Source organism: Pseudomonadota bacterium, from assembly GCA_016711215.1.
Lineage (GTDB): Bacteria > Myxococcota_A > Polyangia.
In genome coordinates, this window is the sequence record JADJTL010000002.1 from 612738 (window position 1) to 636618 (window position 23881).

The 23881-nt window shown below is 69.8% G+C and carries 21 protein-coding genes; 6 read left to right on the top strand and 15 right to left on the bottom strand.

The genetic code is table 11. The features are described 5' to 3' along the window. Positions 1 to 7: 7 nt before the first annotated feature. Positions 8 to 1237 carry an insulinase family protein gene (locus IPL40_07530; GenBank protein MBK8481013.1) on the bottom strand — a complete coding sequence of 410 codons (1230 nt, stop codon included), beginning with the start codon at positions 1235 to 1237 and terminating at the stop codon, positions 8 to 10. 77 nt (positions 1238 to 1314) lie between these two features. Then, a complete protein-coding gene (locus tag IPL40_07535) occupies positions 1315 to 2574 on the bottom strand; it encodes an insulinase family protein (GenBank protein ID MBK8481014.1) in 1260 nt (419 codons plus the stop codon). A 67-nt stretch (positions 2575 to 2641) separates the two neighbouring features. Here IPL40_07535 and IPL40_07540 point away from each other — a divergent pair, with 67 nt between their 5' ends. Further along, positions 2642 to 3283: a hypothetical protein gene (locus IPL40_07540; protein ID MBK8481015.1), complete on the top strand. Its 642-nt coding sequence runs from the start codon at positions 2642 to 2644 to the stop codon at positions 3281 to 3283. After that, on the top strand, positions 3280 to 4806 hold the full coding sequence (gene rlmD, locus IPL40_07545) for a 23S rRNA (uracil(1939)-C(5))-methyltransferase RlmD (GenBank protein ID MBK8481016.1): 1527 nt from the start codon (positions 3280 to 3282) through the stop codon (positions 4804 to 4806). The genes IPL40_07540 and rlmD overlap by 4 nt, the downstream gene beginning before the upstream one ends. 52 nt (positions 4807 to 4858) lie before the next feature. Here the strand turns inward: rlmD and IPL40_07550 are convergent, their stop codons facing one another. The 9 genes from IPL40_07550 to IPL40_07590 all read right to left on the bottom strand — a co-directional run bounded on the left by IPL40_07550 (position 4859) and on the right by IPL40_07590 (position 13074). Beyond that, a complete protein-coding gene (locus IPL40_07550) occupies positions 4859 to 5677 on the bottom strand; it encodes a glycosyltransferase family 2 protein (GenBank protein ID MBK8481017.1) in 819 nt (272 codons plus the stop codon). A 61-nt stretch (positions 5678 to 5738) separates the two neighbouring features. Further along, on the bottom strand, positions 5739 to 6944 hold the full coding sequence (locus tag IPL40_07555; GenBank protein ID MBK8481018.1) for a hypothetical protein: 1206 nt from the start codon (positions 6942 to 6944) through the stop codon (positions 5739 to 5741). A gap of 24 nt (positions 6945 to 6968) precedes the next feature. Next, positions 6969 to 7358: a hypothetical protein gene (locus IPL40_07560; GenBank protein MBK8481019.1), complete on the bottom strand. Its 390-nt coding sequence runs from the start codon at positions 7356 to 7358 to the stop codon at positions 6969 to 6971. 10 nt (positions 7359 to 7368) lie between these two features. Beyond that, entirely contained in the window at positions 7369 to 8487 is a 1119-nt protein-coding gene (gene rfbB / locus IPL40_07565) for a dTDP-glucose 4,6-dehydratase (GenBank protein ID MBK8481020.1), read from the bottom strand. Next, positions 8477 to 9349 carry a dTDP-4-dehydrorhamnose reductase gene (gene rfbD, locus IPL40_07570; protein ID MBK8481021.1) on the bottom strand — a complete coding sequence of 291 codons (873 nt, stop codon included), beginning with the start codon at positions 9347 to 9349 and terminating at the stop codon, positions 8477 to 8479. Before rfbD ends, rfbB begins: the two co-directional genes overlap by 11 nt. A 24-nt stretch (positions 9350 to 9373) precedes the next feature. After that, positions 9374 to 9931, bottom strand: coding sequence for a dTDP-4-dehydrorhamnose 3,5-epimerase (rfbC, locus tag IPL40_07575; protein MBK8481022.1), 558 nt, complete (start codon positions 9929 to 9931; stop codon positions 9374 to 9376). Positions 9932 to 9944: 13 nt separating this feature from the next. Beyond that, positions 9945 to 10841, bottom strand: a complete 897-nt coding sequence (gene rfbA / locus IPL40_07580) for a glucose-1-phosphate thymidylyltransferase RfbA (protein MBK8481023.1) — start codon at positions 10839 to 10841, stop codon at positions 9945 to 9947. A 52-nt stretch (positions 10842 to 10893) separates the two neighbouring features. Then, on the bottom strand, positions 10894 to 11994 hold the full coding sequence (ilvC, locus tag IPL40_07585; protein ID MBK8481024.1) for a ketol-acid reductoisomerase: 1101 nt from the start codon (positions 11992 to 11994) through the stop codon (positions 10894 to 10896). Between the two features lie 129 nt (positions 11995 to 12123). Next, entirely contained in the window at positions 12124 to 13074 is a 951-nt protein-coding gene (locus tag IPL40_07590) for an FKBP-type peptidyl-prolyl cis-trans isomerase (protein MBK8481025.1), read from the bottom strand. 507 nt (positions 13075 to 13581) lie between these two features. On the opposite strand from IPL40_07590, the gene IPL40_07595 reads away from it, so the two are divergent. Then, a complete protein-coding gene (locus IPL40_07595) occupies positions 13582 to 13932 on the top strand; it encodes a hypothetical protein (GenBank protein ID MBK8481026.1) in 351 nt (116 codons plus the stop codon). A 141-nt stretch (positions 13933 to 14073) separates the two neighbouring features. Here IPL40_07595 and IPL40_07600 read toward each other — a convergent pair whose 3' ends face one another. The 4 genes from IPL40_07600 to IPL40_07615 all read right to left on the bottom strand — a co-directional run bounded on the left by IPL40_07600 (position 14074) and on the right by IPL40_07615 (position 18505). Next, complete coding sequence (locus tag IPL40_07600; protein MBK8481027.1) at positions 14074 to 14604, bottom strand: hypothetical protein; 531 nt, start codon at positions 14602 to 14604, stop codon at positions 14074 to 14076. A 375-nt stretch (positions 14605 to 14979) separates the two neighbouring features. Continuing rightward, positions 14980 to 15828, bottom strand: a complete 849-nt coding sequence (locus tag IPL40_07605; GenBank protein ID MBK8481028.1) for a response regulator — start codon at positions 15826 to 15828, stop codon at positions 14980 to 14982. 4 nt (positions 15829 to 15832) lie between these two features. Next, positions 15833 to 17905 (bottom strand): diguanylate cyclase, encoded by a 2073-nt coding sequence (locus IPL40_07610; GenBank protein ID MBK8481029.1) that lies wholly within the window; start codon positions 17903 to 17905, stop codon positions 15833 to 15835. A gap of 36 nt (positions 17906 to 17941) precedes the next feature. Further along, the gene (locus IPL40_07615) at positions 17942 to 18505 is read right to left on the bottom strand and encodes a heme NO-binding domain-containing protein (GenBank protein MBK8481030.1); all 564 of its coding nucleotides are present in this window, start codon (positions 18503 to 18505) and stop codon (positions 17942 to 17944) included. Between the two features lie 429 nt (positions 18506 to 18934). Here IPL40_07615 and IPL40_07620 point away from each other — a divergent pair, with 429 nt between their 5' ends. The 3 genes from IPL40_07620 (at position 18935) to IPL40_07630 (ending at position 23772) form a co-directional block, all read left to right on the top strand. Next, positions 18935 to 20878 (top strand): histone deacetylase, encoded by a 1944-nt coding sequence (locus IPL40_07620; GenBank protein MBK8481031.1) that lies wholly within the window; start codon positions 18935 to 18937, stop codon positions 20876 to 20878. Positions 20879 to 21102: 224 nt separating this feature from the next. Then, positions 21103 to 22071, top strand: a complete 969-nt coding sequence (locus IPL40_07625; GenBank protein ID MBK8481032.1) for a hypothetical protein — start codon at positions 21103 to 21105, stop codon at positions 22069 to 22071. Positions 22072 to 22155: 84 nt separating this feature from the next. Beyond that, a complete protein-coding gene (locus tag IPL40_07630) occupies positions 22156 to 23772 on the top strand; it encodes a hypothetical protein (GenBank protein MBK8481033.1) in 1617 nt (538 codons plus the stop codon). Positions 23773 to 23881: the final 109 nt, after the last annotated feature.

Below are 23881 nucleotides of genomic sequence, written 5' to 3' on the forward strand. Positions count from 1 at the left end.
ATCTCCTTCAGAGCGGCCAGTCGGCGGGCCCGACACTGACCAGCATTCCTTCACCGCTGATGGGAAAAGACGCGAGCAACGCGCGCAGGTCGGCGGCGGTGACCGCCTCGATGCGCGCCAGTTGCTGCTCGATCGTGCGCGGTTCGCCCAAGACGTCGATGTCGTTGGCGAGCTGCATCAACCGTCGCATCGGGGCGTCGCCGTCGCGCGCAGCATTGGTGCGCATGGTGTTGGCGACGCGCTGCACCTCTTCGGGCTCCGCCCCCGAGCGCTGAATCCTCGCCGCCTCGGCCCGCAGCGCGTCGAGCGCCGCCCCCGCGCGCTCGGGCTCGCAGACGGCGTAGAGCACGAAGACACCGATGTCGCTGTAGCTCATGTAGAACGCACCGGCGTTGGCGCAGACCCCACGCTGGATCACGTTCCAATAGATGCGGCTGTTTTCGCCGCCGAGGATTCGCGCCAGCGCCGAGACGCGCGCGTCATCCTCGGCCGCAGCCGGCGCGGGGAAGCAGAGCATCAGGGCCTGCTGTTTGAACTTCTCGTGCCGCTGCTTGGCTACCCCGTTGGTCAGTCGCGGCGCTGGCTGCGTGCGCCCACCGGTCGCGCGCGGCCAGTCAGCACAGCAGGCCTCGACGAGGTCTCGCACCGCCGTCGGCTCGAGGCGCCCGCTGGCGACGAAGATCAGGTTCTCGGGCCCGTAGCGCCGAGCATGATAGTCGACCATCTGAGCCCGGGTCAGCGGGCCGATCGTCTCCGGCGTACCCAGCACGCTATGCGCCAGGGGCGTGCCACGAAAGAGCTCCTGGCTCGCCAGCTCGAACATGCAGCTCTGCAGGCTGTCGCGGTACATCGCGATCTCTTCGAGGATCACCTGCTTCTCGGTCTCGAACTCGGCTTGCGGCAGCGTGCTGCGCATCATCTCGGCCAACAGCTCGAGCTGCGGACCGAGGTTAGCGGCGGGCACCCAGCCGTAGTACATCGTCTTCTCCTGGCTGGTGAAGGCGTTGTGCTTGCTGCCCAGTCGATCGAAGCGCTGATTGATCTCGACGCAGCTCGTGCGCGCCGTGCCCTTGAAGCACATATGCTCGAGGAAGTGGCTCACGCCGGCCTCTGCCGGCTGCTCGTCGCGCGAGCCGGTGCGCACGAGGAAGCCGCAGGCGGCCGAGGGTACGTGATCCACGGGCTCGAGGCAGAGCCGCAGACCGTTGCTCAGGGTGTAGGTAACAAAGCTGGACACACAGTTCCTCGTGATCGGTCGGTCGTCACTCGCAGCCAGCGAGGGCCGCGGCGGCCCCTCCGACGCCGGCGTCGCGCTCAGTCGCCGAGGTGAATCGGCTCGCGGCCGACGGTGACGATCGAAAGGGCCTCGCGCGGATACCGACGCAGGTAGCCCTGGACGTCGGCGAGCGTGACGCGCCGCACCGCCGCCAGCCGTTGCGCGGCCGGCCGTGCGTGACCAAGATGAAAATGATCGACGAGCAGATCCCCGACGCGCCGCTGCACCGAGGCTCCGCTGGTGACGTCGTCGGCGATCAGCCCGGTCTTGGCGCGCTCGAGCTCCTCCTCGGTCAGGTCATGCTCGAGTCGCGCCACCTCGCGCAGCAGGGTCTCATAGGTCTCACGGCAGCGCTGCGGCGTGGTCGCCGCGCCGACATGCACCATCCCCGAGTGGCGCGGCTGTTCGTGCCAGGCGCTGACCCAGTAGACCAGCCCGCGCTTCTCACGCACCTCGCTGAAGAGGCGGGCGCTCATGCCGCCCGAGAGCACGGCGAGCAGCACCTGCTCCACCGGGTACGCGGGGTCGTCGTAGGCCACGCCGGGGAAGCTGATGCCGATTTGCGTCTGCTCCAGGTCCTTCGGCACATGACTCACGGCCGCGGTGAAGCGCGCCCCCGCGTCCAGCGCCTCGGCCGGCAGCGCCGACAAGGCCGCGAGCCCCTCCTCGAGCGCCGCGCAAAGAGCGCCATCGTCGTAGGCGCCAGCCACGGCGGCTGTGACGGCGCCGCGGCGGCAGACGCGCCGCCAAAGCTCGCGCGCGGCCGCGGCATCGACGCGCTCCAGGCTCTCGGCCGTGCCGAGCGGGTGGCGTCCGAGCACCGGACCGAAGGCCTGCACGGCCATCTGCCGGCGGAGGAGGGCGCGCGGCGAGTCCTCGAGGCTGCTCAGCTGCTGGCGCGTCAAGGAGATCGCCGTCTTGACCGCGTCGTCGGGGAAGACGGGCTCGACGACGAGCTCGCCCACCAGTCGCGTCGCGGCCGGCAGCAGCTCCGGCAAGGCGGAGACGATGAAGACCCAGCTCTGTCGCCCCGTGTAGACGGCATAGCGCGCCCCGAGCGCGTCGAAGGCGTCTGCCAGCGCGCGTGCGCCGTGCCGCGCGGTGCCCTTGTCGATCGCTTGCTCGAGCACATAGGCCAGGCCGAGGTGGTCGGGAGGTTCGGCCGCGGTCCCGCCGTTGACGCGCACGATCAGCGTCGCCGTGTGATAGCCGGGCATCTTTTCGCTGAGCAGATCGACACCGCAGGCCAGCGTCCGCTGCTCGATCGCGGCGCTGGCCGCCGTCGAGGCGCTGTGCATAATGGCGCACTCTAGCACAGTCGGATCGCCCGTCAGCGACCGTTCCAGCCTGAGGAGTCACGCCAGAATGCGCGCGCATGCAAAGGGTGCTGTCCAAGTCGACCCGCCGCTCCGAGACCTGTCGCCGCGCCCGAGGTTGGCGGGCCCCGCTGCGGCGCTTGGTCGCGCGCTGGCCGTGCTGCTGCTGCTCGGTGCGCTCGGCGGCTGCCTGGAACCTTTTCCGGCCCAGCCCAGGCTGCCCCGGACCCCGACTTCAGGCCAGCGCGCTGCCGCCGGTCCGGACCCCGCCAAGCGCTCGGCGGCAGGCTCGGCGACCAGGGATGCTGCCCTTGCCCCACCGGCCCAGAGCGAGGCCCAGGCCTGGCGGCTGATCTGTGACGCCGAGGAGCGGGCCGGCGTCGATCCGGCGGCCCCCCGCGGCGAGCGTGCCGGCCAGGTGGCCGAATGGATCGTCGCGCACGTCAGCAACAAACGCGCGCGGCTGTGGTGGATCGAGTTCGGCAAGCTCGAGCGCCAGCATCAGCGGCGCGCCTTCCTGGCGGCGGCCTCGCGCGGCGGCGTGGCGCAATGCCGCCTGGCCGAGCTGCTCTTCGGCGCGACCTCGTCCCTCGGCGACGCCTCGCTCGCCAGGGATGCCTCACCCCACGGCGCCGCCGCGCCCGTCGATGCTGGGACGGCGAGCCGCCGATCCGCTGGGCAGGCGCCTTGAGCGGCGCGCCGGCTCGGCTGCCTCATCGGCCACGACGCGGCGACGAGCTGGAGACGACGATCCTTGGCCTCAACGCCGAGGGCTTCGGCGAGGCCCTCGTCGTGGCCGAGGTCGGACCCGATCGCGTCGCACGCCAATACGAGCTGCGCATCCGGCGGGCCTTGCCGGGTGAGCGCGTCCGCGTGCGCATCGAGGGGCAGCGCCGAGCCGGCCTGGTGGCCGACGTGGTCGCGTTGCTCGAGGCCGCGCCGCAGCGGATCGCGCCGCGCTGTCCGCACTTCGGTGCGCCCGCCGCGCCAACCCCTCCATGCGGTGGTTGCTCGCTGCAGTCCTGGCCCTACGAGGCGCAGCTCGCCTTCAAGCACCGCCGGGTGCAGGCGCTGCTCGCCCCGGCGGGCGTTGCGCCGGAGCAGGTGGCGCCGGTGCTCGGCCAGGCCGAGCCCTGGTACTACCGCAACAAGATGGAGTACTCGTTTCAGCCCGGCGCGGCGGGCGGGCTGCGGCTCGGGTTGCATCCGCCCGGGCAGGCCGGCGTCGTGCTGCCGCTCAGTCGCTGCGACTTGCTCTCGCCCGGCGCCTCCGCGCTCCTGCCGCGCCTTGCGGCCTGGGCGGAGGCCCAGGGCCTGCCCGCCTACGAGCCTCAGCGCGATCTTGGCTTCCTCCGCTCGCTGACGATCCGCGAGGGGAAGCATACGGGCGACCGCATGCTCGTGCTGCTGACGAGCGACGACGCCGAGGTGCCGAGCGCCACCGGCTTGCGCCCGGCCGCCGCCCTTGCCGCCGACTTCGCCGCCGCCGCGCGGGACCTGGCCGCGCAGCTCGACGCCGAGCTGACCTCCGTCTACTGGACGCGACAGGTCGCCCTCAGCGGCCAGCCGACCCACTTCGTCGAGCAGCTGCTCTACGGCGACCCGGTGCTGCACGAGGAGCTGCACCTCCCCGGCTGCGCGCCGCTACGCTTCGAGATCCACCCCCGCGCCTTCTTTCAGCCCAACACGCTGCAGGCCGAGCGGCTCTACGCCGAGGTGCTGCGCGCCGCCGCGGTCGACGGGTCCGCGCGCCTGGGCCGCGCGCTCGACCTCTACTGTGGCACCGGGACGATCGCCCTCTGCCTGGCGCAGCGCTGCGAGCAGGTCGTCGGTGTCGAGCTGGTCGCCGAGGCGGTCGCCAATGCCCAACGCAACGCGACCTTCAACGCCCTCGACCATGTCCGCTTCCACGCCGGCGACGCGCTCAAGGTCGCCACGCAGGTACTCGGGGCGGGTCCGCCGCTCGATCTGCTGGTCGTCGACCCACCGCGCTCGGGTCTGGGGGTGCCGGCGGTCGAGGCGGTGCATCGGCTGGGCGCGCCCCGGGTGGTCTACGTCTCGTGCAATCCTGAGGCGCTGGCCAACGACCTGCGCGCGCTCGCCTACTACGGCTATCGCGTCGAGAGGGTGCAGCCCGTCGACCTCTTTCCGCAGACGGCTCACGTCGAGAGCGTCGCGACCCTCGTGCGCAGCCCCCTCGCCAGCGCGGGCTGAAGCTGCTGGCCGTCGCGACGCCGCGGGCGCGAGCGGGCTCAACCGGCGCTCGTCAGCCCCGCGGCGCCTCAGCGCCGAGCTGCGCCAGCACCTCGTCCAGCGTGATCTTCGCCGGTATCCGGCCGCTGCCATCGGCCGCGAAGAGCGCTGAACGCGCCGCGCCGAGGCGCTGGAGCCGAAAGCGCGCCGAGGTTGCGAGGACGCCCAGCCCGTAGACCATGCTGCGGCGGAAGTTGATCGAGGAGGCCTCCTCGAAATAGCGCGTAGGACAGGAGACCTCGCCGATCCGGAAGCCGCAGTAGATCGCCTGGGCCAGCATCTGATTGTCGAAGACGAAGTCGTCAGAATTGCTGAGCAGCGGCAGCGTCTCGAGCACCTCGCGGCTCCAGGCGCGGTAGCCGGTGTGGTACTCGGAGAGCTTGTGGCCAACCAGCAGGTTCTGCGCCGCCGTCAGCGCTCGGTTGGCGACGTACTTGTACAGTGGCATGCCGCCGGCGAGCGCGCCGACGCCGAGGATGCGCGAGCCCAACACCACGTCGAACTCGCTCTCGGCGATCATCGAGGCCATCGCGCGGATCAGCGTGGGTGCGTACTGGTAGTCGGGGTGGAGCATCACGACGATATCGGCCCCGCGCGCCAACGCCGCCTGATAGCAGGTCTTCTGATTGCCGCCGTAGCCGCGGTTCTGGGGATGACGCAGCGCGTAGATGCCAAGCTCGCTGGCGAGCTCGAGCGTGCCGTCGCCGCTGTGATCGTCGACGAGAATGATGTCGTCGACGAGGTCCTTCGGCACCTCGTCATAGGTCCGGCGCAGCGTCGCCTCGGCGTTGTAGGCGGGCAGCACGACCGTGATGCGCTTGTGGTTGATCATCCTTCGCTCCTCGTCTTCGCGCGGCCAGGTGCTGGTCGGCGGTGCCCGGCGGCGCTCGCCCTCAGCAGGGTAGTTCGTAGAGGTGGTAGGTCTCATCCGTCAAGGCCGCGGTGAACTGCGCCAGAAGGCGGGTCGCCTGGCGGAAGGCGGCGACCTCGCTCGGTGTCGAGGTCCAGAGCTTGTTGTAGGAGTAGCGCAGGACGATCGGGTGCTGATCCGCCAGCGGGTAGTGCCCAAACGCGATCAGCACGGGCCGGTGGTGGCTCCGGCAGAGCTGCTGGGCGCTGGCCAGCAACTGACCGAGACTGAGCGTCACGCGAGCGCGCGTGGTGAACGAAACCGTGCGGCTGAAGCGCTCCTCGCGCGGCACGTAGATCGCGTTCGGCACCCAGTAGGGCAAGGACTCGAGGCGGAAGTCGGGCTCGCCGATGACGATCGCCTGCCGCAGCCGCGGGCGCGCGCGGATGAAGGCGCCGAGGCTCGCGTTGGCGCTCAGCTCGCCCCGGAGGTCGCGTCGCGCGGCCCTGTAGCCCAGCGCGAGGTGATGCGCGAAGAGGAGCGGTAGCGCGCCGTAGACCGCGAGCGCGTGCAGCTTGCGGCGCAGCTGTGCGCTGCGGGGGCGCGGGCCCGCATCGCGCACGATCCAGTAGAGGGCGACCAGGAACGCGAGCAAGAGACCCTGATGCCGGATCGCGCCGTAGAAGATCGCGACGAAGAAGGTTCCGAGCAGCACGGTGGCGCCGGCCAGCGCCAGCGCCGCGCGTGGACGAATCAGCAGACCCACCAGCAGCGCGCCCAGCATCAGGTTGGGCAGCGCGGGCAGCCACGGCGGCAGTGGCCACCGCGGGAGAATGGCGCCAAAGGCGGCTCCGGGGCGCAGGCAGGCCGCGCCGACCACGGCGATCAGGCGGCGTGGCGTTGGCAGCGTGGGGCTGGCGACGATCGTCTGCGCGTCGGGGCGGACCGTCAAATAGGCCGAGAGCACGGCCAGGGCGACAATCCCGACCACCAGCGCCCGCGGCCACAGCCAGCGCCAGCACCTTGGGAGGGGCGGCATCGCGGGCAGATCGTCGAGCAGCCACATCCCGAGCAGCGCGCAGCTCAAGATCATCGAGTGCGCGTTGCTATGCGCCAGCGCGGCGAGGGTCAGCGACGCCGCCAACCAGCGCCGCTGGCGCTGGCGGTAGAGCGCGGCGAAGCTGAAGAGCAGCAGCATGCTGATGCCGTAGTTGCGCGCCATCACGGTGTACTCGTAGAGCGGCAGCACGCCGAAGATGAAGAGGCCCTTGAGCTATAAGGGCAGCGGTGCGCGCCAGTAGAAGAGCCCCACCGCCGAAGCGCCGACCAGCGTGCTAACGACGAGCAGGATGGCGTAAGAGCCGGTCAAGCCGTAGCCCAGCCGCAGCAGCAGAAACCAGAGCAGCGGATGCCCTTCGTTCTTCAGCGCCGCCGGTAGCTGCCACAGTTGCTCGGGGGCGATCGCCAGCGAGAGCGCGCGCACCTCATCGCGCCAGGGCTCGTGGCGCAGCGCGACGCAGACCACGGTCGCTGCCCAGCTCAGCAGCAAGAGCGTCGAAAAGGCGCTCGCCGCCGGCGAGGCCCAGGGCCTCGAGCCGTTGAGCGCCTTGAGCGCCTTGAGCGCTTTGAGCCAAGTGGGATGCTGCCGAGGCGGGGAGGCCATCGAGCCGCGCCTAGATCCGGTACTGCTGCTGCATCCAGTCGCGATAGCTCGCGTCCATCACCGAGCGCCACCACGGCTCCTGCTCGAGATACCAGTCGAGGGTCGCCGCGAGGCCGCGCTCGAGCGTCCACTGCGGCCGCAGCTCGAGCTCGCGCGCTGCCTTGCCGGCGTCGATCGCGTAGCGACGGTCGTGGCCTGGTCGGTCCTGGACGCGCACGATCAGCGAGGCGCAGGCTGCGCCGCGTGCGGGGGGCGCCTCCGGGAAGCGCTGGGCGAGCGCGGGCTCCGCAGCGAAGCGCTGGTCGATCAGCGCGCAGAGCTGCGCCAAGAGCTCGAGGTTCGCGCGCTCGCTCTTGCCGCCGAGGTTGTAGGCCTCGCCGAGCCGACCGCGCGCGATCACCGCCAGGATGCCCTGCACGTGATCCTCGACGTGCATCCAATCGCGGACGTTGCGCCCATCGCCATAGAGCGGGATCGCCTTGCCCTGCAGCGCATGCAGGATCACCAAGGGCAGCAGCTTCTCGGGGAACTGATAGGGGCCGTAGTTGTTGGAGCAGTTGGAGATGGTCACCGGCAGGCCATAGGTGCGGTGGTAGGCGCGCACGAGGTGATCAGCGGCGGCCTTGCTGGCGGCGTAGGGTGAATTGGGCGCGTAGGGCGTCGCCTCGTGAAAGGGCGGATCGTCGGCGCCGAGCGAGCCGTAGACCTCGTCGGTCGAGACCTGGTGGAAGCGCCGCGCCGCGCCGCTCGCCGCCGGCTCGGCGCCGCCAGCGAGCCACTGCGCGCGGGCCGCCTCGAGCAGGGTGTAGGTGCCAACGACATTGGTTTGCACGAACGCGCCCGGGTCATGCACCGAGCGGTCGACGTGGCTCTCTGCGGCGAAGTGGACGATGGTGTCGATCGCCTCGTCGCGCAGCAGCGACCTGACCAGCGCGGCGTCGCAGATGTTGCCGTGGATGAAGCGCAGCCGTCCCGTTTCGTCCTCCGCCGGCAGGCTCCCTCGGTGTCCCGCGTAGGTCAGCGCGTCGAGCACGACCACCCGGTCCGCCGGCCGTGCCGCGCGCAGCGCGTGAACGAAGTTGGCGCCGATAAATCCCGCGCCGCCTGTGACCAGCCAATTACTCGCCATCTCGCACCTCGCGCAGCATCTTCCGCAAAGCCTCGCGCCAATGGACCGGCGTGTGGTCCAGCGCCGTCCACGTCGGCCGTTTATCCAAGACACTGCAGGCTGGCCGGCGCGCCGGACGCAGCATCGCGCTGCTGGGGATCGGAAAGACCGGCGCTGGCGCGGCGATCAGGCCCAGCGCCTCGGCCTCCTCGCGCACGGCGACGGCGAGGTCGTACCAGCTCGCTATGCCGGCATCGGTGAAGTGCTGCAGGCCGTGCAGCTCCGGTCGCTCGGCGAGCTGCCAGAGGGTCGTGGCCAGCGAGCGCGCCGAGGTCGGCGTGCCGAGCTGATCGTCGACCACCTCGACCCGCGGGCGTTCGCGGAGCAGGCGCAGCATCGTCGTGACGAAGTTGCGCCCGCGGGCGGCGTAGAGCCAGGCCGTGCGGACAATCGTGGCCCGCTCGCCGAGCTGCTCCAGCGCGTGGCCTTCGCCCGCGCACTTGCTCGCCCCATAGACATTCAGTGGCGCGGTCGGCGCGTTGGGGGGGTAGGGGTGGCCCTGCAGCCCGTCGAAAACGTAGTCGGTCGAGACGTGGAGCAGCCGACCCTCCCCCTCGGCGAGGGCACGAGCCAGCGTGTGGACCGCCGTGGCGTTGATGGCGTGGGCCAGCTCGGGCTGCGCCTCGGCGCCGTCGACGTCCGTGTAGGCGGCGGCGTTGATCACCAGCGCTGGGCGCAGGGCGGCAACCAGCCGCTGGAGCGCCGCCGCGTCGCACAGGTCGAGCTCCTGCTCGGGGACCGCGATCAGCTCATGGTGCGGTGGCGCCGCGCGTTGCAGCACCCCGCCTAGCTGGCCGGTTGGCCCGAGCAGCAGCACCCGCATCGTCTGCATCCTCTTCCTTCGCCCTCAGTCCGGCCGCGCTTCGTGATAGACGACCGCGTCCGCTAGGCTGACGCCGCGCGCGTCCTTCTCCGAGACGATCGGCGCAGCCAGCAGCGGCCAGGCGATGGCCAGCTCGGCGTCGTCCCAGCGCAGGGTCTGCTCGCTCGCGGCGACCCGCGGTCCGGTGCAGAGGTAGACCACATCCGCGCTCGCGCTCAGCACGTAAAACCCGTGAGCGAAGCCCGGCGGGATCCAGACCGAGTGCTTGTTGGCGGCAGAGATCGTCATCCCGACCCATTGGCCGAAGGTCGGCGACGGGCGGCGCAGGTCGACCGCGACATCGAAAATTTCGCCGGTGATCGCGCGCACCAGCTTGCCCTGCGGGGCCGGCGCTTGGTAGTGCAGGCCGCGCAGCACGCCGCGGGTCGAGTGGCTATGGTTGCACTGTACGAAGTGCAGCTCGAGCCCCGCCGCGCTGAAGCTGCCGGCGTTCCAGGTCTCGGTGAAGAAGCCGCGCGCGTCGTCGTAGACGTCCGGCTCGACGATGATCACGTCCGCAATGGCCGACGGTCGCACCTTCATTGCGGGGCCCCGTTCATGGCTCGGTCGTCGGCTCCGCCAGCAGCTCGCGCAGATAGGCACCGTAGCCGGAGGCCGCCAGGCGATCGGCGAGGCGGGCGAGCTGCGCGCGGTCGATGAAGCGCATGCGGTAGGCGACCTCTTCCGGGCAGCCGATCTTGAGCGCTTGCCGGCGCTCGATAATCCGCACCAGCTCGCCGGCCTCGGCCAGGGCGTCGTGGGTCCCCGTGTCGAGCCAGGCAATCCCGCGGCCGAGCAGCTCGACCTCGAGCGCGCCCCGCTCGAGATAGACCCGGTTGACGTCGGTGATCTCGAGCTCGCCGCGCGGTGAGGGCTTGAGCTGGCGCGCGATCGCCACCACCTCGGCGTCGTAGAAGTAGAGGCCCGTCACGGCGTAGTGCGACTTGGGCTGGACGGGCTTCTCCTCGATCGCGATCGCGCGGCCTGCCTCGTCGAACGAGACCACGCCATAGCGCGTCGGATCGCTGACGTAGTAGCCGAAGACCGTCGCACCCGTCTCTCGCGCCGCGGTGGCCTGCAGCCGCGCGGGGAGCCCCTGACCGTAGAAGAGGTTATCGCCGAGCACCAGCGTCGTGGGTCGGTCGCCGATGAACTCGGCCCCGATGATGAACGCCTGGGCCAGGCCGCCCGGCTGGGGCTGCGCGGCGTAGCTCAGCTCGAGGCCCCACTGCGAGCCGTCGCCCAGGAGCTGGCGAAAGAGCGGCTGCTCATGCGGCGTGGTGATCACCAGAATGCGGCGTATCCCGGCGAGCATCAGCACGCTGAGCGGATAGTAGATCAGCGGCTTGTCGTAGACGGGCAGGAGCTGCTTGCTGACGGCCAGCGTCAGGGGGTGCAGGCGCGTACCGCTGCCGCCTGCCAGCACGATGCCGCTGCGCATGGGAAGGCTCATCTCCGCGCCAGGTCGGCCGACCGCTGCGATCGGTTGCCGCGCGCGCTGACGCTCAGTTCGAGGAACGGCCGCCGACGCCCTTGGTGCCCGCGGTGACGACCTTGGCCGCCTCCTTCGGGCGCAGGCTGCGGGTGGCCTTGCCGGCGCGCCACATCTCGCTGTTGCCCAGCTCCGCCAGCTCGGCGCCGAGCCGCTCCTGGTAGCCCTCCGCGCCGCAGGCCTCGATCACCCGGCGCGTCTCGCTGCCGTCGCGCACGCGGCGGTAGAGCTCCTGGAACACCGGCAAGGTGGCCTCCTTGAAGCGCGGCCGCCAGTCGAGGGCGCCGCGCTGCGCGGTCGCCGAGCAATTGGCGTACATCCAGTCCATGCCGTTTTCATCGACGAGGCGGATCAGGCTCTGCGTCAGCTCCTCGACCGTCTCGTTGAAGGACTCGCTCGGACTATGGCCGTTCTCGCGCAGCACCTGGTACTGCGCCTCCATCACGCCGGCCAGGCAACCCATCAGCACGCCGCGCTCGCCGGTCAGGTCGCTGTAGACCTCCTGCTCGAAGGTGGTCGGAAAGAGGTAGCCGCTGCCGACGCCGATGCCGAGGGCGATCGCCCGCTCGCGGGCGCGGCCCGTCGCGTCTTGCGCGACGCCGAAGCTCGAGTTGATCCCGGCGCCCGAGAGGAAATTGCGGCGCACATTGAGCCCCGAGCCCTTGGGCGCGACGAGAATCACGTCGACCTCGGGCGGCGGCACGACGCCGGTCTGTTCCTTGTAGGCGATCGAAAAGCCGTGGGAGAAATAGAGCGCGTCGCCCTTGTTCAGACACTTCTTGATCGCCGGCCAGATCGCCTTCTGGGCCGCGTCGGCGACGAGCATTTGGATGACCGTGCCGCGCCGTGCGGCCTCCTCGATGTCGAAGAGCGTCTCGCCGGGCACCCAGCCATCATCGATCGCGCGCTGCCAGTCGCGCTCGAAGCGCTTCGCCTGTCCGATGATCACGTTCAGCCCGTTGTCGCGCATGTTGAGCGCCTGGGCAGGGCCCTGCACGCCGTAGCCGATCACCGCGATGACCTCGTCCTTGAGCACCTCGCGGGCCTTCGCCACGGGGAACTCCTCGCGCGTGACCACCTCTTCCACGACGCCACCGAAATCGATCCGTGCCATGACTCACTCCTCACGCTTCGCGCCGCAGGACACCCGCGGCGGGTGCGTTGATCTACCCGAGCCACCCGGCCTTGTCCAGCGGACGCGACGGCTGCCGCCTGATCGGAGGCGGGCGCGACTTGCGGGGGGCTACTTGATCGCCAGCAGCTCGATGTCGAAGACCAGCGTCCCGCTCGGTGCGCCCGCGCGGCTCGGCTGATCCCCATAGGCCAGCGCGCCCGGGATCCAGAAGCGCGTCCGCTCGCCGACCACCATCAGCTGCACGCCCTCGGTCCAGCCCTTGATCACGCCGTTGAGCGGAAAGGTCGCCGGCGCGCCGCGCACGACCGAGCTGTCGAACATCTTTCCGTCGGTGGTCCAGCCGCTGTAGTGCACCTCGACGGTGCTCTCAGCGCGCGGATGCTGCTTCCCCTTGCCGCGCTGCAGCACGCGATAGGCCAGCCCGCTGGCCGTGCGCTTGGCGCTCTTCGGCGCCGCGGCGACGTCCGCCGGCACCTTGGGGGGCTCCGCTGCAGGCTGGAAGGAGAGCAGCTCGACGTCGAAGACCAAGAGGCCCGCCGGTGCCCCGGGGCGCATCGGTCGCTCCCCGTAGGCCAGCGCCGCCGGAATCCACAGCCGGCGCTTCTCGCCGACCGTCATCAGCTGCACGCCCTCGGTCCAACCCTTGATCACGCGGTCCAGCGGAAAGCGTGCCGGGGCACCCCGCCCGACCGAGCTGTCGAAGCGCCGGCCGTCGGTGGTCCAGCCGGTGTAGTGCACCTCGACCATATCGCTCGCGCCGGGCCGCGCTCCCCCTTTGCCCGCCTGCAGCACCCGCGAGGCCAACCCGCTCGGCGTGCGCGACGCATCGGCCGGCGGCGCGGCGACGTCGCTCGGGGCCGCCGGTCCGGGAGGCTCGGGCCGGGCCATCGCGGCCTGCGCGACCTGGGCCGCCTTTGGCGGCGCCGCAGCCTTGGCCTGGCCGGCGCTCTCTTCCGCGCTCGCGTTGGTGGTGGTCGACGTGGCGCTGCCCGCCCCGGTCGCTTGCTGACCTCGCTGGCAACCCACGCCGAGCGTGACCGCCAGCACTCCAAGAACCATCGGCTTGATCATGGGCGCCTTTTAGCACCAGGCCGGCGGCGAAGGAAAGGTGCTGCGGCGCGGCGCGGCGCGCGGGGTGGCAGCTCTGGAGCGACAGGTTCGGGCGCCTTCAGCTATGCTCATGCGACGCTGGAACCGGCCGCGCTCGGGCGCGCCGCGGTGGATCGTCGTCGGCGCGATCAGCGGCCTTCTCACGCCTGCGGGGGTGCCCTGGCCGAAGGGCGTCAGGGGCTTGTCGCCATGACCTTGGGAGCAATCTTGATGCTACGCAAAGCCTTGGGCCTCGTCCCGCTGGTTTTCTGTGCGGTCGCGGGTTTCCTTCCGATCGCGCGGGCGGACTCGGCTCGGTCGGCAGCCCGCCGGTCGAGCGAGCGCGCTGTCAGGCGGGCACTGCCACCGCTGGCGGAGCTGCAACACCGCATCGTCCGCGTCGACCTGGGCCGGCTCGGCAAGGCGAGCGTGGCCTTTTATCGCCCCTCGCGCAGCGCAACCAATTTTCGAGGGATCGTGCTAGTCCCTGACCTGAGCGCCGAGAGTTGGCGCGTCACCCACCTCCCCCCGATGCGCGAGGCTGAGGGTCTGTTCGAGTCAAAGGTCCGCGCGCTCTTTGCCGTCAAGGATGATCCGGCCGCTGGGCTGGTCGTGCTGCTCTACCGCTACCGGCGCCTGGGCAGTGCTGAGGCCTTTCAGTTCGCCGGCTATGCCTATTGCTTCAACGGGAGGAAGTGGACGATCGATGAGGCGCGCTCGCGCCTCTTGGTAGGCGTTGCCAACGTGGCACAAGCGAGGAAGAAGCTGCTGGCCTGGTCAAGCACACCGTCAAGAACCCCGCTATCAGCGGCCCAGGCCCGTCCTTAGTCGCCCCCCCGGCGAAGGCGCTCGTCCCTCCGGGCCTGGAGGGGAGCCGCAGGGTGCGCGGCTCAGAGGTTTGGCGAAGGGCAGCAGCGCGAGGGCAGCGGCAGCGCGAGCCAGGCGGCGAAGCGCTGGCGACCAGGGTCGTCAGAACGGGTTCTCCACGCAGAGCCCCACGGTCACCAACGGTGTCTCCACGCGAGCGCACGCTTCGAGCCTGCCGTCGCCGTCCGCGTCCCGCAGGCCTGCACTGGCACCAGCGCTGAGACCGAGCGAAGCGCCCAGGGTGACGCTGTTGCCGGCGTAGCTGGCCGTGGTTTCCGTGCCCAGCAGCGCGGCGCCCAGTCTGGAGTGCAGGCCGCGACTGCCGTCCGGGTTGAGCAGCGCGGCCGAGGCATGGGCCGATAGAACCTCGATGGTGCTCTGCCAGCGGAACTCGCCTACCTGTCCCGCGCCGCTCAGCCGGCCCAGGTGGGCCGCGATCTCGGCCTTGTCTGCCGACACGCTGGCCGACGCGGATAGCAGCGAGCCATCGAGCTGGGAGGTTCCTTCGAGGCGTCTGAGTCGGAGGCGCATCGCCGAGACCCCTGCCTCCGCACCCGTTGCGCGCGTGCGAGCATAGGCCTCCGGGCCCGCAGAGGCCTGATCGGGAAGCTGCTGCTCGTCGCCCTCGGCCAATGAGCGTTCGGGGGTCTGTGGTCGCAGCTGCCCAAGTTCGCCGCCGATTCTGCCGCTCATTGCGCTCCCTCCAGGTTAGTCGTCGGTCGTCACGCCCCGCGCTTATCGGCCGCGGCGCGCAGACGTTGCCGATTGGCGACCACGCGCCTGATCGGCGACCCCCTGGACTGGCTCCTCCTCTGCGCGCGCCCGCAGGCGAAGGGCGTGAGAGGAGACAGGACGATGTGCGTTCAGCGTTAGCAACCCGTTGAGCTATCGCTCCCGTCGCGCGTTACCCGGCGGGGCACGCGGCCTCGGTCTGCCGCTGCCTGCGGCGCGCAGGTCGAAGAGGCGCGCGACCGACCCGCAAGACCCGCGCCCGCCCGGGTGCTCTGACTACGGGAGGCCGGCGCGGGCGAGCAGGTCCTGCGCCGAGGCGGCTTGGCACTCCGGGTAGCGTACAGCAAGCATCTCCAGCGTCAGCGCAAGGCCCGAGGCGGCCGGCTGGCTGAACGCCTCGAGCCCCGTCACCTGAGCGACCAAGCGTCGCTCGAACGACGCTGTGTCCGCGCACTCGGTGGCGATCAGCACGAGCTTGCCTTGGCCCGCCACGCCCAACATATCCGTCATGCGGATCACATCGCCAACCTTGCCCACTACCTGCTGCATCAGCCGCTCCGCGGCCGCCAGGCCCGCCTGCCCCACGTACTCGCGATAGCCGCGGACCTCGATCGTGATCACCGCGAAGTCCCGCCCCGACCGCGCGCTGCGCGCCATCTCCCGCGCCGTCTCGAGCCGCAAGAGCCCGAGGTTCGGCAAGCCGGTTGCGTCATCGACCAGCTCCCCGCCGCCGGCTGCATAGAGCCGTACGGCGCGTCTGACCACCGAGGTGAGCTCATCGACGCTCCAGGGCTTCGTCATATAGCGGTAGACGTTGGACGAGTTGATCGCCTCGATCAGGTCGACCGGATCGGTGTAGCCGGTGAGGATAATCCGTATCGCATCCGAGCGCAGGGCGCGCGCCCGCTGCAGCAGCTGGGTGCCGGTCACGCCGGGCATGCGTTGATCGGTGATGATGACCGCCAGGTTCGGGATGGTGGGCAGCAGTGCCAGCGCCTCCTCGCCGCTGCTGGCCCGAAAGACCTGATAGTCGAAGCAGAGCGTGCGCTCGAGCAGATCGATGTTATCCGGTTCGTCGTCGACCACGAGGATCGACACCTCGGCCCAATCCTTCACTGTGACCATGACCTCACCCTTGGCCAGCGCGAGGCACCGGCTGTCGCTGGAACTCGATGAAGAAGCTCGTGCCCTGCTGCAGCACGGACTCGAACCAGATCCGTCCACCTTGGCTTTGCACGAGCTGCAGACAAAGGAAGAGCCCCAGACCCGTACCCGTGCCCGGGTCCTTCGTCGTAAAGAACGGCTCGAAGACGCGGTGCTGGTGCTCCGGCGCGATGCCGCAGCCGGCATCGCTGATGCGCACGGTGACGAGCTCGCCGGTCACCTGGTAGGAAACCTCGATGCTGCCGCCATCGGGCGTGGCGTGGGCAGCATTGAGCAAGATGTTCAAGAAGACCTGACTGAGCTTGCCCGCATTGCAGTGGACCAGCAGCGAGGCCGGGGCATCCTCGCAGACAACGTGCTTCAGCTTGAGCTGATTGGACGCCAGGGTCAGGGCGGTGGCCATGATCTGGCCGAGATCCGTCCAATGGAGCGCATCGGCATCTTGCGGGCGAGAAAAGATCCCAAGATCGCGGACGATCGTGGCGGCGCGGTCGACCCCTGTGTTGATCGCGCCCACGAGCTTCGGCAGATCTCGTTCAATGTAGGCGATTCGCGCCGCGCGCTCGACGCTGCGCAGCTGCTCCGCGAGACCCGGTTGCTCGGCCAGTGCGCGCCGATAGGCATCGAGGACGGTGCCATAGGCGGCCGAATAGCGCTCCAGATGCTGCGCGTTGCCATAGACAATATTCAGCGCGTTGTTGATCTCGTGGGCGATTCCCGCGGAAATGCGGCCCAGTGTGCTGAGCTTCTCCGTCTGCACGAGCATGCCCTGCTGCTCTTTGAGCTGCCTCATCGCGAGGTAGAGGTCGCGCGACTTCTCCTCGAGCAGATGCTCGATTTGCCCACGGGCAAGCTTCTCGCGCGCCAATCGGCGCTCGATGCGCGCCAGACGTAGCTCGCGCTCGCCAGGTGCCAGGCCGCTTGGCGGCGGGGCATCCGCCGTGGACTCACCCGCAGGGGCGCGCAGCTCGCTGAGCTCGGATGCGCTGAGGACCATGTCACGGCCATTCGCCTTCGCCTGAAGCAGCGCGGCATCGGCCTTATGCACGAGATCTAGCTTGCTGCGGCCATGGGTCGGGAGCTCGGCCAACCCCATGCTGACGGTGACGCGTCCCAAGGGCTGCGTTTCACCGCCGGCGAAGGGGTGTGCATTGATGACCTCGCGCAAGCGTTCGGCCACCGCCAGGGCGCCCTGCAGATTCGTGTGGGGCAGCAAGAGCACGAACTCCTCGCCGCCATAGCGCGCGACGACATCATCCTGGCGCAGGCGACAGACCACTGCGTCCATCGCGCTAGAGGCTTGGACGAGCAGCCCGGCCAGCGTGCGCAACAACTCGTCGCCCGCCGGATGACCGCGCGTGTCGTTGTAGACCTTGAACCAGTCGACATCCAAGAAGATCAGCGCGATCGGATGCCCGTGTCGCACGGCGGCCGCGACGTGATTCTGGGCCGCCTCCTGGAAGTAGCGATGGTTGAAGAGGCCGGTCAGACCATCGCGCGTGACCATCTCCTCGAGCTTGCGCCGGCTGTCGAGCAGGTCACGTGTCCGCGCATCCAGGTCGAGCTCGAGCAGACGCTTGGCCTCCGAGAGCTCGCGATTGGTGCGCGCGAGATCGTGGGTCAGTCGGCGATTCTCCACGCAGAGCCGCGCGTACCCCATGCAGCGCTCGACCTCGCCGAGCAGTCGGTCCGCGTCGATGGGCTTGCGCAGAAAGCCGCTGACGCGGCCGCGGTTGACCGCCTCCATCGCGGTCTCGAGATCGGCATGGCCCGTGAGCAGGATGCGTGGGGTCTCCGGCGCTGCTTGGCAGGCTCGGCTCAGGAACTCCACACCGGTCATGTGGGGCATCCGATGGTCGGAGATGATGAGGTCGACGCGCTGGTGGGCGAGCCGTTCGAGCGCTTGCTGCGGCGAGAAGAAGGCTTGCACTTCATAGCGAAGGGCGAGCGTGCGTTCGAGCAGCGCGAGATTCTCGTGCTCGTCATCGACGACCATGATGCTGGGTAGGTTGAGGGACGGGGCTGCCGCTTCCAACACGACGCTACTCCTCTTGGCGCGAGGGATGCTGCGCGCTCAGTCGGTGCGATCCGGCGGTCCAAAGGTGATCACGAAGTGGCAGCTAGGGTCGCCGCGGTGCACGCAAGTGTCGTGCTCGTAACGCACCGTCTCCTTGAAATACGCTGCCACGCCGTCGATCAAGCCGCCCAGGAGCATGCAAAGCTTGCGCGGCGACTCATAGGTCAGCTCGAGTCGGTCCGGGCCTGGGTCAGTGTAGAAGAAGCGCGGCAGCACGGCGTCGGCGTAGAGCTTCTGAACCTCGAGGTGGATCGTGTCCTCGACCGTGAGCAGGAAGCTCTTGGCGCCCATGCCCGGCTTTACGAAGATCGGGAAGCGCTCCACCAGATGCGAGAGCAGGTAGCGGCCGAAGGCGGGCACCAACTGCGGTAGCGGGATCTTCAACGCCTTGCTGGCAGCGGCCACCAGCGCCATGAAGTCCTCGTCGGGATAGGTTTGGGGCCCAAGGAAGATCCCATGGGGTGTCTGCAGGCGCGTGGTCTCGATCAACTCGTCCCACAATGCTTCACCGGCGGTATCCGTCACCATCCGCTCCAACTCGTTGAAGACGATGCCTTTCATGGCTTCCTCCCGCTCTGGATGAGGGTGCGTGGCCGCCGCAGCGCAGTTCGCCGAGCAGCCCTCGCGCCACCCAAGAGTCATCGGCGAGCTCCTGGGAAGATTTAGGCTCCTTGGGTGCGTTCGGTGGCCTCCACACGGTCGGCGCCGTGCCCCCGGTCGGCGCAGTGCCCGGTAGCGCGCGCCGGTGCAGGCGGTCCCGCGCGCCGTGCTCGGTGCTCCGGCGGCCCCCGGAGGCGATCGTGGCGCTGCTGAGCGTGCTCGAAAGCCGTCGCCTCAGCGGCAAGCTCGCCAACGCTTCGGGTCCGCACGGGAGACAGCGGCACGACTTGGATCCCGGCCGAGCCTTCGTTGGTGCGGGCCCGGCGCTGTGCGAGAGTGCGGGCGGGAGCAGCGCGCACGGATGAACCGCCTCGAACCCCACGCGTGAGCGTGTCGCTGCCAGCCCCCGAGCGTAGGCGCGGCGGTGATGCCGAGGCGTGGGTCGAGGCGTGGGTCGAGGCGTGGGTCGAGGCGTGGGTCGTTGGTCGACGCGGGCTCGCGCGGGCGGCGACTTGGGCGCGCGACCTCGGCCTTCCGCTGCGTCCGCCAGCGCGCTTGGTCTTTCACGAGGACTACGTCGGGTCGACCGCCGAGAGCGACAGCCGCCACGCCTTCGACGGCCGACGGCCGCTGCGAATCGTCGAGCGCCTCCGTCGCGCCGGCGTGCTCAGTCGCACGCAGCTGCTGCGGCCCAGCGTGCCGAGCGCTGCGGCGCTGGCGCGGGTCCATCCGGCGGCGTTTCTGGCCGAGCTGCGCCAACCGGCGCGCCTGGCCGCCCTGCTGGCGCTGCCGGTCCACACCCTCCAGCTCCAGGAGGAGCCGCTGCTGCCCTTCCTCCTGCAGAGCGGCGGCACGATGCTCGCGCTCGAGCACGCGCTGCGCCACGCCCTGCCGGTCTTCAACCTCGGCGGCGGCTTTCACCACGCCCAGCGGGACCGCGCCGAGGGCTTCTGCCCGCTCAACGATCTCGCGCTAGCGATCGAGCATGTGCGCGCGCTCGGGCTGGCGCGGCGCATCCTCGTGGTCGACCTGGACTACCATCACGGCAACGGCACGGCGCTGATCTACGCCGCGGACGAGGAGGTCTTCACCCTCTCGTTGCACGGCCAAGCGTGGGTGCAGCTCGCCGGCAAGCGCTCGCACCTCGACCTCCGGCTACCCGCAGGCACCGGCGATGGCGACTACCTGGCGGCCCTGCGCGAAACGCTGCCGCCAACGCTGCGCCGCTTTTGCCCGCAGGCCGCGATCTATATCGCCGGCGCGGACGTCAGCGCCGCCGACCAGCTCGGTGACTTCCGGCTCTCGGAGGAGGGCGTGCTCGAGCGGGATCTCTACGTGGCGCGTTGCTTGCGAGCCGCTCAGGTGCCCTTCGCCGTGGTCCTCGGGGGCGGCTACGGGCCCTTCGCCTGGACCCTGCCCTATAACTTCATCTTCAGCGAGCTGACGGGTGCGCGGATTCCGCCGGCGCTGCGCCCGAGCAACGTGCCGGCCGAGTACGAGCGCATCCGCTCGGCGCTCGGCCCGATCGAGCTGCGGCACGGCACGTCGGCGCTGGCGGCCAGCGACGGCGACGCCCTCCTGAGCCTGGAGCGCGGCGAGCCCTCGCTGCTGCTGGGGACCTATTCGCGCGAGGGCTTGGTGACCGTGCTCGAGCGCTATGGCTTCTTCGCGCTGCTGCGTGAGCGCGGCTTTGCGGCACCGCTGGTCTCGATCGACACCGAGGACCCCGACCGGCAGGTCCTGCGGATCCACGATCGCTGGCCCGATCCCGACCACCTGCTGATCGAGCTGGTGACCCGCTATCGCGCCCTGCGCCGCCCCGCGGGGGTCGCGTTCGCGCCCGACGGTCTGCGCCTGCTGGCGATCGAGTGGCTCTGCATGCAGAACCCCGCCGCGGGCTTCACGCTCGAGCGCCCGCGGCTCCCCGACCAGCGCTTCCCGGGGTTGGGCCTCGGCCCCTGGATGCTCGAGCTGCTGCGGCAAATGGCGCTGCGCCTACGCTGCGCTGGCTTGATGAGCTGTCCGCGCCACTACCACAACGCGCGCGTCTTTGGGCGAGCGATGCGCTTCTTCGATCCGGGGCCAGAGGGCCGCTTTCGCGCCTTGCAGGCGCTGCTCGAGCCCCTCCCGCTCGTCGAGGCCATGGACGCCCTCGCCCGCGGCGCGGTCGTCGGCGAGGAGGGCCTTCCCTTGGACTGGAGCCGCTGGGAGGGTGCGACCCAGGTGCTGGCTACCGATGACGCTCTCCGTAGCTACCTCGAGAGCGCAGCCTATCGGCGCGCCGTGAGCGCGGCCCGCGCGGCCCAGCACCTCCAACTGCAGCCAGGCGGGTGAAGGGCACGGTAGGTCCGGTTGAGGGCGCGAACCGCGCTGCTACCTTCGGGTTCGTGGTGTCAGGCGGGCGCAGGGCCCCGGTGCTCCCCGGCGCGCTTTCCCGCGGCTGGTCTCCGTACCCGCTTCGCTTCCTGGCGTAGCCTTCGGGGGTCGTCTGAAACCCCCAGGACCACGATGAGAGCACGATAGGAGCACGATAGGAGCGTGATGATGCGACGCGCAGCTTGGGCGTTGTGGCTCTGCACGGCTTCTGCCTCGGCTTGCGCCGGTGGCGCTGGGCTTGGCGGGGCCCCGCCGTCTGCGCGCGCCAGGGGCTCGACGTGGGGGCGCTGCTCGACCATCAGCTCGTCGATGTGCTGGTCGTCTCCGACGTCATGACGGTCTCCGATGGACTGGAGCTATCGGCCTGGCGGGATCGCGGAGCGCTCTTGGTGGCCGGGCTGCCGCAGCGCAAGCCCAGGAGCTGGAACTTCCCGCGGGACTTCGCCAACCCGGCCGGATACGGCGCCTCGGTGGTCGCCGAGCGAAGCCGGCTCGCGAGCGCCGCACGCGTGCTGCTCGCCGAAGGCGCCAGTGGGCTCGAGCTCTTCAACTTCGCCGGCGAGGTGCGGACCCCGGCTACGCAGGAGGGCCTGGAAGCGACGGTCGCTGCCGTCCTGAACCCCGGGGCGCAGCCTCCGCAGCTGGCCGTCACCAGCCGGAATGCCGCCGAGTACGAGGGGCGGCTCGAGCAGGTCAAGCGGCTCCCTGTCGAGTTCCGCAACGACGGCAAAGCCTTCCGAGCCTTTGTCAACGACCTCGACGGCGCTCTGCTGCCCGCGACGAACGACCGCTGGTCTGCACCACTGCGCGTTCGAGGGTGGGCGACCCGACTGCTCGACGAGGTCTGGTACCTGCGACTCGGTATCGGAGCGGCCGCAAGAAGCCCCGACCCCACCGGTGCCACGGCGTTCAGTGTGGTCGTCAACGGGTCGCTGCTCTTTCGCGGCAGGGTGGACTCGGATGATCCGTCGCTGACGGTCGTCCCCCTGCCACGGCCCGACGGCGGTCCGGTCGTCGCCACGATGAACGTCGTGATCACCGTCCCCGGCACCTTTCCGCTGCGAGAGGGAGAGAACACCGTGACGATCTACCCGGCCAGCGGGTCCGACCCCTTTGCGATCCTCCAACTCGAGCTCGGCCCGAAGCTCTGATCCAAGGCGATCCAAGTCCCACGAAGCGCACGCCCTGCCTCGCGACCTTGACCTGGCGTCTCCCGCGGTGCTCGAATGCCGACCATGAAGTCTTCGCCGAAGCCGCGTTGGCGCGGCCTCCTCGCCCTGCTCGGGCCTCTGCTGATGGTCACCTGCGACGGTGCGAAGGGGCGGCCCGATGGCGCTGCGTCCAGCGATCGCGCCGTCGATGGGGGCGGCCTCGCGCGCGACCGCGGCGTGATCTCGGCGACCGACGCCGCAGCGGATGCGCGGACTTGCCTCCCGGCGGGGCGGTGGGCCGTCGGCCCACAGCAGGCCCTGCAGCTGACGAGCCTCGCAGAGGATTTCATGCTCGTCTTCGAGCTGCCGCCCTATCTTGTGCCGAAGGGCAGCGGTGGCGAGCGGCTGCTGGCGCTGAGCACGATCTGGCAGGCCAACTGCCTGACGGACATCAATCCGCTGAGCGATCCCTTGACGGTGTCCGTGACCTCGCCCCCCCGTTGCGCGATCGCGAACTACGCCTACGACTTCGGGTCGATCGCTGGCTTCGAGGGCAAGAAGCCCAGCGACCTGCGCGATCCCGATGACCCTTGGTACAAGGCGGCCTGGCGGCGCAGTTGGTACGCCAACCTGAGCCAACACGTGAGCCCCGGTGGTTGGATCTTCGGGGTGGCTCATGGCGAGAACAAGGGTCAGGTCTGGCTCGATCCGACCGACCAGGCGAAGGTCAAGCTCGTCGACCTTGAGGTCTACGGCTTCGACACGACGCTCTTTCCGCATGACAGTCCGGGGCTGCGCGCGTTCGATCCTCTTTCGCGTGAGCGCGAATGCGCCCTGACCCACGGCGCGAGCGAGGCGCGCTATCAGCATGGCGACTGCGCTGCAAACTACAGCGCCTTCGTCACCCTGGTGCGGATGGGGAAATGGAGCGACGTGGGTCTGGGCGTGGCTAGCCCGGGCTACCGCGACTACGGCCCGGTCGCCTGGCCGGTGGATGGCTACGTCGAAGGCAACGCGGGCACGGGCCGTAACACCGTGCACGGCTTCGGCGTGACCTGGGGCGAATTCCTCTACGTTTACTATGTCGACTGGAGCAGCGCACACCTCTTGTCGAGCGACCCCGACTTCAGCGGCGGCGTCGGGGTGAAGGTCGTGCGCGCGCGCCTCGCCGGCCTCGAGCTTGTCTTTGACGACGAGGCGCGAGAGCCGAGCGGGCTCTTCGAGGCCTATTGCGAGGGGCTTTCCTGTTGTGCTGCCCGTGACCCCGACGGCAATGGCTGGGGCCGGGCGATGCCGGCCGGCTTCAGCGCCAAGGACGGCGCAGTCTATGACTCGCTTACCGCGAAGGGCTGCGCCAAGACGATTGTCGACGCGCTCCCCTCGCTGAGCGCGCAGTTCTCTGTCGCGCGCAGCACGGAAGGGGGCCTCGTCGCGGTCCACTGGTCGGCCGATCTGGCGGCCGGCAAGAACAAGCTCGAGCTGATGAGCTCCAGCGACGGCCTCGAGTGGAAGGTCGAGACGACGATCCTCGAGGTCACCGGCTCCGCCGACGACCTGACGATGAAGCACCCCAATCTCCTCGACGCCACCGGCCGCAGCAGCGAGTTGATCGACCCCAAGCACTTTTATGTCCTCGGCGCTCAGCACCAGCCGACGGTCAGGGTGAACGCGATCCCGGTGACCCGCAGCTGCACGCCCTGACGGCCATTGTGCGGACGCTCTCGGCCAGGGGATTGAGGACGAAGGACCATGCCTCATGGAGGTGGGGGCCGAGGCAAGGTGCTCTGGCGCCCCAACGGGCTGCTAGCGG